17 protein-coding genes are annotated in these 15,844 nt (G+C 63.3%); 5 read left to right on the top strand and 12 right to left on the bottom strand.

Annotated elements, in window-relative coordinates; genetic code table 11:
- Positions 1-31 precede the first annotated feature (31 nt).
- Complete coding sequence (locus YQ44_RS07275; protein WP_071322804.1) at positions 32-1,435, top strand: S1 family peptidase; 1,404 nt, start codon at positions 32-34, stop codon at positions 1,433-1,435.
- Positions 1,432-2,409 carry an FHA domain-containing protein gene (locus tag YQ44_RS07270; protein WP_071322803.1) on the top strand — a complete coding sequence of 326 codons (978 nt, stop codon included), beginning with the start codon at positions 1,432-1,434 and terminating at the stop codon, positions 2,407-2,409. The genes YQ44_RS07275 and YQ44_RS07270 overlap by 4 nt, the downstream gene beginning before the upstream one ends.
- A gap of 103 nt (positions 2,410-2,512) precedes the next feature.
- Here the strand turns inward: YQ44_RS07270 and YQ44_RS07265 are convergent, their stop codons facing one another.
- Complete coding sequence (locus YQ44_RS07265) at positions 2,513-3,169, bottom strand: CCXG family PEP-CTERM protein (RefSeq protein WP_071322802.1); 657 nt, start codon at positions 3,167-3,169, stop codon at positions 2,513-2,515.
- A 239-nt stretch (positions 3,170-3,408) separates the two neighbouring features.
- On the opposite strand from YQ44_RS07265, the gene YQ44_RS28715 reads away from it, so the two are divergent.
- Both YQ44_RS28715 and YQ44_RS07260 read left to right on the top strand, forming a co-directional pair.
- Positions 3,409-3,681, top strand: a complete 273-nt coding sequence (locus YQ44_RS28715) for a hypothetical protein (RefSeq protein ID WP_156894719.1) — start codon at positions 3,409-3,411, stop codon at positions 3,679-3,681.
- A 14-nt stretch (positions 3,682-3,695) separates the two neighbouring features.
- Positions 3,696-4,034 (top strand): MmcQ/YjbR family DNA-binding protein, encoded by a 339-nt coding sequence (locus YQ44_RS07260; RefSeq protein WP_071322801.1) that lies wholly within the window; start codon positions 3,696-3,698, stop codon positions 4,032-4,034.
- A gap of 9 nt (positions 4,035-4,043) precedes the next feature.
- Here the strand turns inward: YQ44_RS07260 and YQ44_RS07255 are convergent, their stop codons facing one another.
- On the bottom strand, positions 4,044-4,664 hold the full coding sequence (locus YQ44_RS07255; protein ID WP_071322800.1) for a TetR/AcrR family transcriptional regulator: 621 nt from the start codon (positions 4,662-4,664) through the stop codon (positions 4,044-4,046).
- 91 nt (positions 4,665-4,755) lie between these two features.
- On the opposite strand from YQ44_RS07255, the gene YQ44_RS07250 reads away from it, so the two are divergent.
- Entirely contained in the window at positions 4,756-6,000 is a 1,245-nt protein-coding gene (locus YQ44_RS07250; protein WP_071322799.1) for an MFS transporter, read from the top strand.
- A 13-nt stretch (positions 6,001-6,013) separates the two neighbouring features.
- Here YQ44_RS07250 and YQ44_RS07245 read toward each other — a convergent pair whose 3' ends face one another.
- From YQ44_RS07245 to nuoL, 10 genes are all read right to left on the bottom strand, one after another.
- On the bottom strand, positions 6,014-6,316 hold the full coding sequence (locus YQ44_RS07245; protein ID WP_071322798.1) for a hypothetical protein: 303 nt from the start codon (positions 6,314-6,316) through the stop codon (positions 6,014-6,016).
- A gap of 57 nt (positions 6,317-6,373) precedes the next feature.
- Complete coding sequence (locus tag YQ44_RS07240; RefSeq protein ID WP_071322797.1) at positions 6,374-7,549, bottom strand: PQQ-dependent sugar dehydrogenase; 1,176 nt, start codon at positions 7,547-7,549, stop codon at positions 6,374-6,376.
- 173 nt (positions 7,550-7,722) lie between these two features.
- The gene (gene ispF, locus YQ44_RS07235) at positions 7,723-8,223 is read right to left on the bottom strand and encodes a 2-C-methyl-D-erythritol 2,4-cyclodiphosphate synthase (RefSeq protein WP_071322796.1); all 501 of its coding nucleotides are present in this window, start codon (positions 8,221-8,223) and stop codon (positions 7,723-7,725) included.
- A gap of 11 nt (positions 8,224-8,234) precedes the next feature.
- Positions 8,235-8,954, bottom strand: a complete 720-nt coding sequence (ispD, locus tag YQ44_RS07230) for a 2-C-methyl-D-erythritol 4-phosphate cytidylyltransferase (protein WP_071322795.1) — start codon at positions 8,952-8,954, stop codon at positions 8,235-8,237.
- A 26-nt stretch (positions 8,955-8,980) separates the two neighbouring features.
- Positions 8,981-9,685 carry a hypothetical protein gene (locus YQ44_RS07225; RefSeq protein ID WP_071326315.1) on the bottom strand — a complete coding sequence of 235 codons (705 nt, stop codon included), beginning with the start codon at positions 9,683-9,685 and terminating at the stop codon, positions 8,981-8,983.
- Positions 9,686-9,693: 8 nt separating this feature from the next.
- Positions 9,694-10,251, bottom strand: coding sequence for an NUDIX domain-containing protein (locus YQ44_RS07220; protein WP_071322794.1), 558 nt, complete (start codon positions 10,249-10,251; stop codon positions 9,694-9,696).
- A gap of 74 nt (positions 10,252-10,325) precedes the next feature.
- Positions 10,326-10,655: a DUF2818 family protein gene (locus YQ44_RS07215; protein ID WP_071322793.1), complete on the bottom strand. Its 330-nt coding sequence runs from the start codon at positions 10,653-10,655 to the stop codon at positions 10,326-10,328.
- Positions 10,656-10,658: 3 nt separating this feature from the next.
- Positions 10,659-12,161 carry an NADH-quinone oxidoreductase subunit NuoN gene (gene nuoN / locus YQ44_RS07210; protein ID WP_071322792.1) on the bottom strand — a complete coding sequence of 501 codons (1,503 nt, stop codon included), beginning with the start codon at positions 12,159-12,161 and terminating at the stop codon, positions 10,659-10,661.
- A gap of 16 nt (positions 12,162-12,177) precedes the next feature.
- Positions 12,178-13,677, bottom strand: a complete 1,500-nt coding sequence (locus YQ44_RS07205) for an NADH-quinone oxidoreductase subunit M (protein WP_071322791.1) — start codon at positions 13,675-13,677, stop codon at positions 12,178-12,180.
- Positions 13,678-13,706: 29 nt separating this feature from the next.
- Positions 13,707-15,806, bottom strand: coding sequence for an NADH-quinone oxidoreductase subunit L (gene nuoL, locus YQ44_RS07200; protein ID WP_071322790.1), 2,100 nt, complete (start codon positions 15,804-15,806; stop codon positions 13,707-13,709).
- Between the last annotated feature and the right edge of the window lie 38 nt (positions 15,807-15,844).

The raw sequence follows: 15,844 nt of genomic DNA, 5'->3' as shown, positions 1-15,844 counted from the left end.
AGCTTCGCTCCTGCTCACGCACAAAGGATGCATGAAATTATCTAACTTCGCCTTCTTGCTGGCCGGCCTGTGCGCCGCCGCAGGCGCACAGGCGGCCCCGGCATCCCCGGCTCCCGCCGCCCCAGCTCCCGCCACGCCCCCCGTCAAGCCGCCGCCGGCCACCGCCGCGCCCGCCGCCACCGAACATGCGGCCCTGCCGCCGCCCTCGTCGGCCGCGCAAAAGCTGTACACGGCGGCGCGCGCCGACATCCTGCAAGTGCGCGTGCTGCTGAAGAACGGCCGCACGCAGTCGTCCGTCGGCTCGGGCTTCTTGATCGGCACGGGCGACCTGGTGGTGAGCAACTATCACGTCGTGTCGCAATTCGCGCTCGACCCCGATACCTATGTGGGCGAATGGGTGGATACCGGCGGCCAGCGCGGCAACGTGGAATTGCTGGCCGTCGACGTGCTGCACGACCTGGCCGTGCTGCGCGTAAACCGCCACGGCACGGGTTTCTTCAAGATGCCGGAGCAGCTGGCACCGCTGACGCAGGGCCAGTACCTGTATTCGATGGGCAATCCGCTGGACCTGGGCTTCGCCATTTCGGAAGGCTCGTACAACGGCGTCGTCACGCGCAGCTTCTATGACCAGCTGATGTTTACGGGACCGATCAATTCCGGCATGAGCGGCGGCCCCAGCGTCACCGCGAATGGCGACGTGGCCGGCGTAAACGTGTCGAAACGCCTCGATGGCGAACTGGTCAGCTTCCTCGTGCCCGCCCGCTACGCCCAGCAATTGCTGGACAAGGTGGCGAAACAGGGCAAGCCGCCGAAAGACTTCAAGCCGCTGGTGACGGCGCAGCTGCTGGCGCACCAGGAAGTCATGCTGGCGCGCCTGCTGGACACGCCCTTGAGCCTGAAAGCCATGGGCCCGTACCGCGTGCCCGTGCGCGAATCCGACCAGATGCGCTGCTGGGGCCGCTCCAACGTGAAGTCCGACAAGCCGTATATGCTCGACAACACCAGCTGCGCCATGGAATCGGCCATCTTCATCTCCGGCGCCCTGCAGACGGGGCAAGTGTCGATGCGCCACGAATTCCTGCGCAGCAACGAACTGGGCGCACTGCGTTTTTCCGAGCTGGCCAGCGCCTCGTTCAAGAATGAAAGTTTCGGCAGCTACAAGAGCGTGCACCTGACGGGTCCCCATTGCACCGAACAATTCGTCAAGAACACCACCCTGCCCCTGCGCGCCGTCCTGTGCGTGCGCGCCTATCGCAAGTTTACGGGCCTGTACGACTTTGCCCTGCTGGCCGCCAGCGCCGATGCACCACTGATGAGCCTGCAAAGCCGCATCGACGCGCGCGGCGTGTCCTACGCCAACGGCATGCGCGTCACGCGCACCTTCCTCGAGGCGCTGTCGCGCGCGCCCTCCACCACCGGCGGTCGCAAGCCATGATGCCTCCCTATTACCTCGAAATCCTCGCCGAGAACGGCGAAGTGCAGCAGCGCCAGCGCATGGCCGCCCTGCCGATCCGCATCGGCCGCGGCTACGACAATGACTTCATCCTCGACGACGCGCACACGGCCGCCCGCCACGCCGTCATCGAGGACGACGGCGCGGGCGGCCTGCTGCTGCGCGACCTGGGCAGCCAGAATGGCGTGATCCACCGCGGCCAGCGGCAAGTGCAAGTGGCCATGACGGGCGACAGCATCGTGCGCCTGGGCCACACGCGGCTGCGCGTGCGCGCCAGCGACCATCCGGTGGCGCCCGAACTGGGCGACACCACCATGCACAACTGGGAAGGCTTGCGCCCCGCCATGGCCGGCCTGGCCATGATCGGCGCCTCGGCCGCCTTCAGCAACTGGCTCGGCGACGCGGAAGCCTTCGACCCGATCACCTACCTGATGATCATCGCCTACGCGCTGGCCGGCGGCCTCGTGTGGGCATCCGTCTGGGCCGTGGCGAACCGCCTGTTCGGCCATGTGGCGCGCTTCGGCCGCCACCTGTTCATCATCGGCTGCGGCTTGCTGGCCATGGAAGTGTGGGAACTGGCCAGCAACATGGCGGCGTACGCGTTCTCGCTCGAAGCGCTGACGCGCTACGGACGGCATATGTTCATCGTCATTGTCTGCGCGATGATCTACTACCATTTGTGCACGATCAAGCCGCAGCACCCGCGCCGCTTCGCCCTCGTGGCCGTGGTGCTGGCCATCATCGGCTCGACCCTGATTTTGCTGAGCAACCTGCAGATCAGCGGCCGCCTGGCCGACGAGCCCTATATGTCCGCGATCTACCCGCCCGCCTTGCGCCTGAGCCCGAATCACACGATGGATGCTTTCTTCCGCGATGCGGCCAGCCTGCAGCGCGCCGTCGATGCCGAGCGCGGCAAATCCGCCAAGGGCGACGACGAGGACGACAGCGACGAGTAAGCGCATCGGTGTGCCAGCATGCAAAAAGCCCGCCGTGTCCTTGCAGACCGGCGGGCTTTTTTTATCGCGCGCCGTCAGGCGCGGCGAGATCGACGATACCAGCTTAGAACTTGGCTTCCTGCTTGCGGCGCGCCGTAAAGCCCAGCAAGCCCAGGCCGATCAGCAGCATGGCGTAGGTGGTTGGTTCAGGAACAGCCGAGATCAAACCGTCATTGGCGCCGAAGCTGGCGAAATTGTTGTTGCCCGCCTTGAACTGCACTTGCTGGCCGCCATCGCAGCAGCCTTCCAGGCCGTAAATGCTCAGGGTATGGTTGCCGGCCGCCAGGGTGCCCGAACCGCTGAGGAACTGGCTGCCATTATTGTAGTTACCGGCCCACCACATGTCGTTGTTCTTGAAGTCCAGCGCCACGCCGTCGAGGAACAGGGCGCCGCCCTTGCCGAAGTCGACGCCGCTGCGGAAGCTCCAGGCGCCCGCATCGGCCGCGCTGACGCCAAAGTTGATCACCGACTTGAAGGCGATGTTCGAGCCGCTGCCGAACAGGCTGCTGTTATTGACGTTATTGTAGCTGGCGATCGTCGTCGAGCCATAGCCGGCGCCTGGCGTGGCCACGGCGGCATTCACCACGGACTGGTAGTCGGCGGCGGAGCTTTGCGCGCCGGCGCCCGAGTAGCCGGTGGACAGGGTGATGGTGCTGGCGTTTGCGTGGGCAAACACACCGACAGCGATCAGGGACAGGGCGAGTTTAGGCAAGTTTTTCATGATGGTATCCAGTAAGTAAGTATTCAGTGGGCGCAGCAGGGAGCGCTGGAGCTGAATACACGCTGCATTGAGGCGTGTCGGCGTAGCGCGCTAAATTGCAAGGATGAGCGGTCGGGGGCGTGAACTTCCGCGTGATCATGCGGACTTGCAGCGTGCCATGGCGGCACTGCAAGCGTCCTGGAAAGGGTTCGGGTTCCCGGGACAAGGCCAGACAGTTGACGGGTCAGGTAAGTCGATGAATGTATTCTATCTTAAATTCCCTAGAAGAAAAGTATTTTTCTTTTAACCATGAAAGATATTTTTCTGACAATCCCCTTCCCGGCATGGAAAAAGTGCCGCCCGCCACTCTGGCGCAAGGGCCAGGCCCCCATGGCGGCGGCGCGTGGCGTGTCGCGGCGACACCACAGACCAGCCCGATACTGTCGCATCGCGCGCATTTCTTTTCGCATGATGCCGCACCACGCGGCGAAACAGCATGGCAAAATGCATACACACTGCTATCTGTCCGATGAGGGGGAAAGAGGAAATGGTCGACCTGGAAGAACTACGCTATCTGGCACTGTCGTTTCCCGACACGAGCGAGGAAGAACACCACGACCGTCCGGCCTTCCGCGTGGGCGGGAAGATCTTCGCGACCCTGCCCGACGACGAGCACATCAACGTACTGCTCGATGCGGAAGCAGCGCACATCGCCACCGTCATCACGCCGTCCGGCTGCGAAAAGCTGTGGTGGGGCGAGCGCCTGGCAGGCATCACGGTACGCCTGGCGGATGCGGAACTGGACATGCTGGCCGCCGCCCTGACGGCCGCCTGGCGGCGCAAGGCGCCCGGCGACCTGGCCAAGACCATCGACCAGGCCGGGTAAGAATGCCGGCTACAGCGGCCAGTTGCGCAACAACAAGCCGACCATCTGCTGCAGTTGCTCGCGCGAGACCCCGGCGGCAGCCTGGATGGCCATGCCCTGCGACAGGGTCACGACAAAGCGCGCCTGCTGCTCCGGGCAGGAATCGGCAGGCAAATCTCCCTCTTCCCTGGCGCGCCGCAAGCGGTCGCGCAGCTTGATTTCGCCGCGCAGGCGGCGCGCAAACAATTCATCGCGGATCGGCAAGGCGTCGTCGCTGCAGGCGAGCGCCGCATTCACGCCCATGCAGCCGTGCGGGCCGTCCGGCATGGTTTGCGCATCGACATATTGCGTCAGCAACGCTTCCACCACCTGGCGCGCCGTCGGCTGTTCCAGCGCCGCATCGAAAAACTGCATGCGCGTGTCGCTGTAGCGCTCGAGCGCCTTGTGGAACAGCTGCTCCTTGTTGCCGAAGACGGCATACAGGCTGGGCCGGTTCATGCCCATGGCTTTCGTCAATTCGGGCAGCGAGCTGCCTTCATAGCCTTTTTCCCAGAACACTTTCATGGCGCAATCGAGCGCCTCGTCCGCGTCGAACGTACGCGGCCGGCCCGTTTTTGCCTTGCCTGCCTCAGCTGTTTTTTCTAGTTTCATACCGACCGGTAAAAAATTATGACAACGATGTCCATTTCCCGCTATTATATACCGACCGGTTAAAAACCTTTCGGCTTTTCAGGAACCCATCATGCAAGCATCCCCCAACTCCTCCGCCCAGGCAAGCACGTCCACCGCCGGCGACGATACCACCGTGGCGCCGTGGCTGGCCGTATTATCCGTCGGCATAGGCGCCTTCGCCCTCGTCACGTCCGAATTCCTGCCCGTCGGCCTGCTGCCGGCCATGGCGGCCGAACTGGCCATCAGCAAGGGCCAGGCGGGCCTGATGATCACCACGCCCGGCATCGTTGCCGCGTTTGCCGCCATCTTCGTCACCATCGGCTCGGGCCGCCTTGACCGCCGCATCGTGCTGCTGGCCCTGACGGCGCTGCTGGTCGCTTCGAACCTGCTGGTGGCGCTGGCGCCGTCGTATGGCGCGATCCTGCTGGGACGCGCCATGCTGGGCGTGGGCGTGGGCGGATTCTGGGCCATCGGCAGCGCCATCGGCCCGCGCCTGGTGGCGCCGCAGCATGCGTCGCGCGCCATGTCCATCATCTTTGCCGGCGTCTCGCTGGGCACGGTGGCGGGCGTGCCGGCCGGCGCGCTGGTCGGCGAGTTGGTGGGCTGGCGGGTGGCCTTCGGCGCGGCCAGCGCCATTGCCGTGCTCGTCTTCATCGGCCAGCTGTGGTTGCTGCCCAAGCTGCCGCCCACGCAAGCCATCCGCTTGCGCCAGCTGCCGATGATCTTCGGCATCCGCAAGGCCAGGCTGGGCCTGATCGCCACGGCCATGCTCTTTACGGGCCAGTTCGCCGCCTACACGTATATCGCGCCCTTCCTCACGCAAGTGTCGCACCTGGCCGCCGGCACCGTCAGCGCCATGCTGCTCGTGTATGGCGCCTCTGGCTTCATCGGCAACCTTGCGGGCGGCTGGGCCGCCGGCCGCCACGAACGCCCGACCCTGGTGGTGACGGGCGCCGTGCTGGGCCTGTCCACCCTGGCGCTGGCCGCGTTCGGCAGCCACTCCATTACCGCCATGCTGCTGGTGGCCGTGTGGGGCTTCGGTTTCGGCGCCATGCCGATTGCCGTGCAGACGTGGATGTTCAAGGCGGCGCCGCACCTGATGGAAGGCAGCAGCGCGCTCTTCGTGGCCATCGTGCAGGTATCGCTGGCCTCCGGCGCCCTGCTCGGCGGCATGGCCGTCGATCAGCTGGGCGTAACGAGCGCCATGGTGGTGGGTGGCCTGTTCGCGCTCGGCTGCGCCTTGACGATCGCCATCTTCGGCAAGGCCGCAGCGAGCGCCCAGGCGCCAGCCGGCTCCGCAGCCTGCAAAGCCTAGGCGGCAAACTGCGTCAGATGCGGCCGCGGCGAAATTCGCCGAGGAATTTCGCCACCTCGGCCGGCGTCATCAAGACATCCGCATCGCCGTGATACGCATACAGGAAGGGCGTGCCGCCCAGGCGGTCCGTCAGCTTGGCGAACAACAAAAAGCGACTGCCCAGCGGATAGCGCTGCAAGTCCGCCAGGCGGCGCGAGCATTGCACGGCCAGCTCCGGCGAAAAGGCCTGGCCCGGCACGGGACGCATTTCCACCTTGCCGCGGATATCGCGCGATTCGACGGCAACGTGCCGGTATGCATAAGTATCACGGGCCATGCCGCCACCTTGTCTTGAATAAAGGCGCCATCTTAAGCGAAGACGGCGCCTGCCGTGTTACTGCGCCACGATGCGCAGCAACTTGCCGTTGTCTTCATCCGTCAGCGCATACAGATAGCCGTCCGGCCCCTGGCGCACGTCGCGCACGCGCGCGCCGATGGCGAGGCGGTCCTGCCCCGTCACCTTGCCGCTGGCATCGACGGCGATGCGGCGGATATCCTTGGCCGCCAGGCCGCCGCTGAAGATGCTGCCGCGCCAGGCGGGAATCTTGTCGCCCGTGTAGACGGCCAGCCCCGACGGCGCCGGCGACGGCACCCAGGCCACGCTCGGATTGAGCATGCCGGCCACCTCGTGCTTGCCGACCGGCTCATGCGTTTGGTAGTCGGCGCCATAGCTTTGCAGCGGCCAGCCGTAGTTGCCGCCCGCTACCACCAGGTTCAGCTCGTCACCGCCATACGGACCGTGCTCGGTGGCCCACACGCGGCCCGAAACGGGATCGAGCGCCAGTCCCTGCACGTTGCGGTGGCCATACGACCAGATTTCCGGCAGCGCGCCCTTGGCGGCCAGGGGATTGCCGGGCGCCGGCTTGCCCTCGTCCGTCAGGCGCAGGATGGAACCCTGGTGCGTGGCCAGGTTTTGCGCCTGCTCGCGCGCCAGCCGGTCGCCGATGCGCAGCGGCGGATTGCCGCCATCGGCCACGCTCATCAGCAAAGTGCCATCCGGCAGCCACAGCAGGCGCGAACCGAAATGCTGGCCGCCGCTCTTGTCGGTGGCTACCTGGAACAGGGTCTGGATGCCCGTCACCTTCTTGCCGTCGAACACGCCGCGCACGAGGGTCGTGCGGTTCGCGTCATTCGTGCCCGTCGACACCGTCATGTACACGCGCGGATTCGGCTTGCCCGCATCCTGCGGATGAATGACGATATCGAGCAGGCCGCCCTGCCCGCCCGTAAACACTTTGGGCATGCCTTGCAGCGCCACGTCGGCGAAGCTCTTGCCATTGAGCAGATGCAAGGTGCCCTGCTTGCTGGTGACCAGCGCGCGCCCCTCGCCCAGCCAGGCGATGCCCCATGGCTGGCGCACGCCTTCGGCCACGGTGACGGCCTTCCATTGCTGTTTCGCCGCCGGTGGTTCGCCCGTCGCTTGCAGTTCGGCATGGGCGGGCATGGCGCCGGCCGCGAAGACTCCCAGCAGCAGTGCGGTGGCAAGGTGTGTGCGCTTGATCGTTGGCATCCGGTATTCTCCTGTCTGAATGAAAAAAGGCGGCCGGGATGGTTTCTGCCATCGCGCCGCCCTCTAAAAATAACATGGATTACACGGCGGGCGCGCCGCCGTTCTCATACGATCGGTGATACAGCAGGTAACATTAATCCTCAGAAATCATTACAAGAGGCTGCCGGGTACGCTCAGGCGCGCAGCAGCAAGGCCACGGCTTCGGCCGCGATGCCTTCTTCACGGCCCAGGTAGCCCAGTTTTTCATTCGTCTTGGCCTTGATGTTGACCTGGCTCACGCTCACGCCCAGGTCTTCGGCCACGTTCGCGCACATGGCGGCGATATGCGGCGCCATCTTCGGACGCTGGGCGATGATGGTGGCGTCGACATTGCCGATGCTGTAGCCGGTGGCCTGCACGCGGCGCACGGCTTCGCGCAGCAGCGTGCGCGAATCGGCGCCCTTGAATTGCGCATCCGTGTCGGGGAAATGACGGCCGATATCGCCCAGCGCGGCCGCGCCGAACAGCGCGTCCGTGATGGCGTGCAGCAGCACGTCGGCGTCGGAGTGGCCGAGCAGCCCCAGATGATGGGGAATCTTCACGCCGCCGATGATCAGGTCGCGGTTTTCCACCAGCGCGTGGCAGTCATAGCCCTGGCCGATGCGGAAAGGGAGTACGGGAGTGCTTGTGTTCATGTGAATTTCTTTCAAATGCCAGGGTTAGCCAGGTACAGCTCGGCCGTGTGAATGTCGCGCGGCAGGGTCACCTTCAGGTTGCGCGGGTGGCCTTCGATCAGTTTGGGCGCCAGGCCCAGCGCTTCGACGGCGCTGGCGTCGTCCGTGATGGCCAGCGGGTCGGGGGCTTCGGACAAGGCCCGGTGCAGCAAGGCATAGCGGAACATCTGCGGCGTCTGCGCCAGCCACAGGCCGTCGCGCGGCACGGTCTGCGCCGATGCGTTGGCCGGCCCGGCCCGCTTGACCGTGTCGACCACGGGCAAGGCCAGCAAGCCGCCGGCCGCATGGTCGCCCACTTCGCGGATGAGTTTTTCGATCAGCGCCGGCGTCAGGCCGGGACGCGCCGCATCGTGCACGAGCACCTGGTCGGCCGCGCCTATGCTGGCGTGCAACGCCCGCAAGGCGTTCAGGATGGTCTCCATGCGCGTGGCGCCGCCGCAGCGCAGCACGGTCACGCCATGGTCCACGCCCTGCTGCGGCACCACCGCATCGATCACGCCATCGTCCGCGCTGACCACCACATAGGTGTGCGCGATCAGGGGGCTGGCGAGAAAGGCGTCGAGCGCGTGGCGCAGCATGGGCTTGCCCGCGATGGGCAGGTATTGCTTGGGACTGCCCGCCTCCATGCGCGCGCCCACGCCCGCGGCGGGGATCAGCGCAAAATTACGCGGGGAATTCGTTGTTACTGTCATGCCACTCCTTATTTGGGCTTGCTGTACTACTTGCTCTGTTGCGCCGGCGCCGCCTTGCCTGCCAGGATAGCCTGGATCTCGCCCTTGCACGCCTTGCCCAGGCGCGCATATTCCTGCGGCGAATCGATGGCAGCCTGCAAGATTTCCACCTTGCGCATCTCCGCCTTGATATACGGCAACCAGCCCGTATCGATCTCGCGCGCCAGCGCGGCCTTCGCCGTGCCGCTGGGCGCGTACAGGGGACGCGCCTCGAAGCGTTTGTCGAGCGCCGCGCGCACGGTCTTTTCCACGCGCGGCAAATGTTCCATATACGTTTTCATGTGCCGCAGCTCGTGCGCGAGTATCTCATCATACGCGCAGGTGCCGGGGGGGAACTCGCGTCCGATGTAGATCACCACGGGCGCATACGTCAGGCTCACGGTAATCTGCGGCGCCACGCATTCGTAGCCGCTGGCGGGGTCCTGCAGCATGGGACCGGCCAGCGCGATGCGCACCTGCGAATCCGTCTTCGTCAGGCCCAGCACCCAGGTATTGCCGCGCGCCACGCCCTTCATCGCCGTCAAGGCCTTGTAGGGCAGGTGCGTGTCGACGCTATAGCCATGCTGCTGCGCCGTCAGCACCGACACCGTCTTGCTGATCGTGTCTTCGCAGCGCACCTGGAACGGCGTGCGCGGCGCGGCCTGCGCACCCAGACTGGCACAGGCAAGCAGCAGGAGAGCGGGCCGGCGCATGCGCAAGATCAAGCCGCTTGCCAGGCGCCACTGGTAATCTTGTCGAGCCAGAAGATGCCGATGACGGTCTTCACGTCGGTGATCGTGCCATCCTTCACCCAGTCCAGCAACTGGGGAACCGTCGCCGTGAAGGTTTCCAGGAATTCGCCGTCGTCGAGCCGGCGTTCGCCCGCCACGAGGCCGCGCGCCAGGAACAGTTCCAGGTGCTCGTCCGAGTAGGCGATGGCGTTGTGGATGGTCGAGACGAATTGCCAGCTTGTCGCCGTGTAGCCCGTCTCTTCCAGCAACTCGCGCCGGGCGCAGGCCAGGTGGCTTTCGCCCGCGTCGATCTTGCCAGCCGGGAATTCGATGAAGACGCGTTCCAGCGGGTAGCGGTACTGGCGCTCCATCAGCACCGTGCCATCATCGAGCAGCGGCAGGATGACGACGGCGCCCGGGTGCAGGATGAATTCGCGCGCCGTGATCTTGCCATCGGGCAGCGTCACGCGGTCGCGCTGCACGCGCAGGAAGCCGCCCTGGTAGACGACCTCGCCGTCCACCTTGGTTTCAGTCAAATTCGTATCCATGCGTTGAGTATCCATACATTGATTATGCTCAATAAAAAAAACGGCGCCAGAGGCGCCGCTTTCGGTCGTTGCTGCTAACGGCGTTTGCGCAGGTAGCGGGTGACGAAGCCGGGGAAGGCCAGCACCAGGAACAGGCATCCGGTGATGGCGTAGAACTCCCACGTCTGCGGGAAACCGTTGCCGATACGCGCTTCGAGCGCAAACGCCACGGCGCCGACGATGAAATACAGGATCACCATCTCCAGCAGGCGCAGCGCCAGCGGCTTGCGCCAGCCTTTGCCGCCTTCCGCCTGCGCGCTGCGCTTCAGGGGCACGGCGGCAAACAGTTTCTCGTTAAAGAATGGCAGGTTGGCGCCCAGGATGCCCAGGGCGATCACCAGCCAGCTCGAGACGGTGACATCCATCGGTCAGGACGCCAGGGTCTTGGTGATGGCCGAAGCGCAGGCCGCCAGGATGCTGTTCGGCATCACGCCCAGTGCCAGGACGAACACGCCGTTCAGTGCCAGCACGACGCGCATGTCGCCATGCACGACCAGCGCATTCGAATCCGTCGGCTCGTCGAACCACATCATCTTCACGACGCGCAGGTAGTAGAAGGCGCCGATCAGCGAGAACAGCACGGCGGCGATGGTCAGCCACAGCTGGCCCGTGGCCAGCACGGAAGCGAGCACCGAGTACTTGGCCATGAAGCCCATCAGCGGCGGCACGCCGGCCAGCGAGAACATGAACAGGGTCATCACCAGGGCGAAGATCGGGCTGCGTTTGCCCAGGCCCTTGAAGTCGGCCAGTTCTTCCGCTTCGAAACCATTACGTGCCAACAACATGATCACGCCGAAGGTACCCAGGGTGGTGAACACATAGGTGATGACGTAGTACATCGAAGCGCCGTAGGCCGTGGCTGCGCCAGCCGCGTTCAGGGTGTTGTTCGGTGCATCGACGGTGCCCGACAGCAGGCCCAGCAGCACGAAGCCCATTTGCGCGATGGTCGAGTACGCCAGCATGCGCTTCAGGTTGGTTTGCGCGATCGCGGTGAAGTTACCGATGGCCAGCGACATCACGGCCAGCACCAGCAGCATTTGCTGCCAGTCATGCGCCATCGGCAGCAAGCCCTCGGCCAGCAGGCGCAGGGTGATGGCGAACGCGGCCAGTTTCGGCGCGCCGCCCAGCAGCAGGGTCACGGCCGTCGGCGAACCTTGATACACGTCAGGCACCCACATGTGGAATGGCACGACGCCCAGTTTGAAGGCCAGGCCGGCAACGAGGAATACCAGGCCGAAGACCATGATGGTGCCGTTGGTCTTGCCGCTTTCCAGCGCCACGCGCAGTTCGCCCAGGTCCAGCGTGCCGGAGGCGCCGTACAGCATCGAGATACCGTACAACATGAAACCGGAAGCCAGCGCGCCCAGGATGAAGTACTTCATGGCCGCTTCCGTGGCCTTGGCATTGTCACGGCGCAGAGCGATCAGCGCGTACAGCGACAGCGACATCAGTTCCAGACCCAGGTAGATGATCAGGAAGTTGTTGGCCGAGATCATGATCATCTGGCCCAGCAGTGCAAACAGGGCCAGCACGTAGAACTCGCCGCCCAGGTTACCCGACAGCATGTTGCGGTCGGTGGCATAGGCACGCGAATAGATCAGGGTCAGCGCCACGGCGCCGTACGAGAACAGTTTCAGCAACTGCGACATCGGGTCCGACACGAACATATTGTGGAACGTGTAGACGGTGGTGCCCGCGTTGAAGTCGCCCACGGTCAGCAAGGCGCAGCCGGCCAGGGTCAGCAGGGCCAGCACGTAGGTGATGGAACGCTTCGCCGCAGGCAAGAACATATCGATCAGCAAGAGCGCCGACGTGGCGATCAGCAGAAAGATTTCCGCGTACAGCGGTACCAGATTAGGTGCATTAGTCATGTTATCGGTCTTCTATTTAAGGCAACTTGCTGATGGCGACATGCTGCAGCAGGTCGGCAACCGAAGTTTGCATCGTGTCGGTGAACGGGGCTGGGTACAGACCCATTACGAGCACGGCGATGGCCAGTACAGCAAGCATGAAGAATTCACGTTTGTTGATATCGGTCAGTTCGGCCACATGCTTGTTCTTGATCTTGCCGAACACCACGCGCTTGGCCATCCACAGCGAGTACGCTGCGCCCCAGATCAGTGCCGTTGCAGCCAGCAAGCCGATCCAGAAGTTGTATTTCACCGCGCCCAGGATCACCATGAACTCGCCGACGAAGCCGGAAGTGGCTGGCAAGCCGCAGTTGGCCATCGAGAACAGCACGAAGAAGGCGGCAAATTTCGGCATGCGGTTCACGACGCCGCCGTAGTCGGCGATGTTACGGGTATGCATGCGGTCATACAGCACGCCGATGCACAGGAACATCGCGCCGGAGATGAAGCCGTGCGAGATCATCTGCACGATACCGCCCTGCACCGAGATGTCGTTGAACATGAAGAAGCCCAGGGTCACGAAGCCCATGTGCGCGATCGACGAATAGGCGACCAGTTTTTTCATGTCGGTTTGCACCAGGGCAACCAGACCGATGTAGATCACGGCGATCAGCGACAGCGCGATCATGAAACCCGACAGGTAGTGGCTGGCGTCCGGCGTGATCGGCAGCGAGAAACGCAGGAAGCCGTAGGCGCCCAGTTTCAGCATGATGGCGGCCAGCACGGCGGAACCGCCCGTTGGCGCTTCCACGTGGACGTCCGGCAACCACGTATGGACCGGGAACATCGGCACCTTGACGGCAAACGCCATCAGGAAGGCCAGGAAAATGAAGATCTGCTCGTTCATCGTCAGCTTGAATGCATGCCAGGCCAGGATGTCGAAGGTACCCGACACATTGCGCAGGTAAATGATCGCAACCAGGGTCAGCAGCGAACCGAAGAAGGTGTACAGGAAGAACTTGAACGACGCGTACACGCGGTTCGAGCCGCCCCAGATACCGATGATGATGAACATCGGGATCAGGGTTGCTTCAAAGAAGAAGTAGAACAGCAAGCCGTCGAGCGCGCAGAACACGCCGATCATCAGGCCAGACAGGATCAGGAAGGAGCCCATGTACTGGGCGATGCGCTTCTCGATCACTTGCCAGGCCGAAATGACGACGATGACCGTGATGAAGGCCGTCAGCGGGATGAACCACAGCGACAGGCCATCGATACCCAGCGAGTACCAGATATTGAAGGTTTCGATCCACGGCGCTTTTTCGACGAATTGCATGCCGTGCGCGGCGTTGTCGAAATGCTGGATCAGCGGCCAGGTGCACAGCATGCTGAGCACCGCGCCGGCCAGCGACAGCCAGCGGGTAAAGCCCGCTTTGCTGTCACGGCCGAGAGCCAGGACCAGGACGCCGCAAATGATCGGCACCCAGATCGACAGACTCAGGTAAGGAGGTAGTGTAGAAATCGTAGACTGCATCATGGTTCTCAGTATTCTTTTATCAGGTCAGCTTACTTAGCGGGCCAGAATGGCAGGAAATAGATCAGGAAGCCCAGCACGCCCAGGATCATCACGAATGCATAGTGATAGATGTAGCCGGTCTGCAGCACTCGCGACAGCGAGGACAGCCAAGCGACGACCTTGGCGCTACCGTTGACCAGCAGGCCATCGATCAGCTTCTTGTCACCGAAGTTCCACAGGCCATTACCCAGCAAGCGGGCACCGCCGGCGAACACGACTTCATTGAACTTGTCCATGTAGTACTTGTTGTCCAGCAGGGTGTGGATCGCGTGGAACTTGGCAAAGAACCAGGCCGGTACACGCGGGTTGACCATGTAGCAGTAGTAGGCTGCCACCACGCCGGACAATGCCAGCCAGAACGGTGCGGTCGACAGGCCGTGGATCGCCATCGCCATCGCGCCGTGGAATTCATGCGACAACTCTTCCATTGCTGGATGGTTTTCGCCGACGAAGATCACGCCCTTGAAGAAATCGCCATGCAGCATCGGGCCGATCGTCAGGTAGCCGATGATCAACGAAGGAATCGCCAGCATCACCAGCGGGAACCACACGACGAATGGGGATTCATGCGGCTTCTGGCCAGGTTCCAGGCCATGGTGGCCGTGGTCGTCCTCTTCCTCTTCGTGATGGTCGTCATGCGCATCGCCGTGCGCGCCATGGGCCGCTTTCGGTGCGTGATGGTCGTCGTGACCGTGGGCATGCGCCTGGCCGAAACGTTCCTTGCCGTGGAAGACGAGGAAATACATGCGGAACGAGTAGAACGCGGTGACGAACACGCCAGCCAGCACGGCGAACTGGGCAAAGCCAGCACCCCAGATGTGCGTCGCTTCGACGGCTTCGATGATGCTGTCTTTCGAGTAGAAGCCGGAGAACAGCGGCGTGCCGATCAGGGCCAGCGAACCGATCAGGGAAGTGATCCACGTGATCGGCATGTACTTGCGCAGGCCGCCCATGTTGCGGATATCCTGGTCGTGGTGCATGCCGATGATGACGGAACCGGCGCCCAGGAACAGCAGTGCCTTGAAGAATGCGTGCGTCATCAGGTGGAATACGGCCACGGAGTACGCGGACGAACCCAGCGCCACCGTCATGTAGCCCAGCTGCGACAGGGTCGAGTAAGCGACGACGCGCTTGATGTCGTTCTGGATGATGCCCAGGAAGCCCATGAACAGCGCCGTGATGGAGCCGATCACCAGGATGAAGGACAGTGCCGTATCGGACAGTTCGAACAGCGGCGACATGCGCGAGACCATGAAGATACCGGCCGTCACCATCGTCGCGGCGTGAATCAGTGCCGAGATCGGGGTAGGACCTTCCATCGAGTCAGGCAGCCACACGTGCAGCGGGAACTGGGCCGACTTGCCCATCGCGCCGATGAACAGGCAGATGCAGGCCACGGTCAGCAGGGCCCAGTCGGTGCCCGGCATCGTCAGCAGCGCCAGTTCGTCTTTCTTGGCGAATACTTCCTGGTAGTTCATGGTGCCGGCAAACGCCAGCAGCAGGCCGATGCCCAGGATGAAGCCGAAGTCGCCCACGCGGTTGACGAGGAAAGCCTTCATGTTGGCCACGATGGCCGTCGGACGCTGGTACCAGAAACCGATCAAGAGGTAGGAGACCAGACCCACGGCTTCCCAACCGAAGAACAGTTGCAGGAAGTTGTTGGCCATGACCAGCATCAGCATCGAGAACGTGAACAGCGAGATGTAGGCGAAGAAGCGGTTGTAGCCTTCGTCGTCCTTCATGTAGCCGATCGTGTAGATATGCACCATCAGCGACACGAAGGTGACCACGCACATCATCATCGCCGACAGCGAATCGATCTGGAAGCCCACTTCCATCTTCAGGGTGCCGATCGTCATCCAGTTATAGATCGTGCCATTGAATGTCGCGCCATCCATCACTGCCAGCAGCGTCTGCAAGGACAGGATGAACGCGATCAGTACGCCCAGGATCGTCGCGGTATGCGACGTCTTGCGTCCGACCAAATTACCCAGGAACTGGGTGCCAAGCAAGCCTGCAATCGCGGCACCGGCCAGCGGCGCCAGCGGTACGGCAAGAAGGAGGTTAGGGTTGAGGAGTTGCCCCGCCATGATGAACCTTAATCGTTATTATTCGAGAGATCGAGTCT

It is taken from the genome of Janthinobacterium sp. 1_2014MBL_MicDiv (assembly GCF_001865675.1).
Taxonomy (GTDB): domain Bacteria; phylum Pseudomonadota; class Gammaproteobacteria; order Burkholderiales; family Burkholderiaceae_D; genus Janthinobacterium.
Note: the sequence above shows the minus strand (reverse complement) of the source record. Positions and strands in the feature narration are given on the sequence as shown.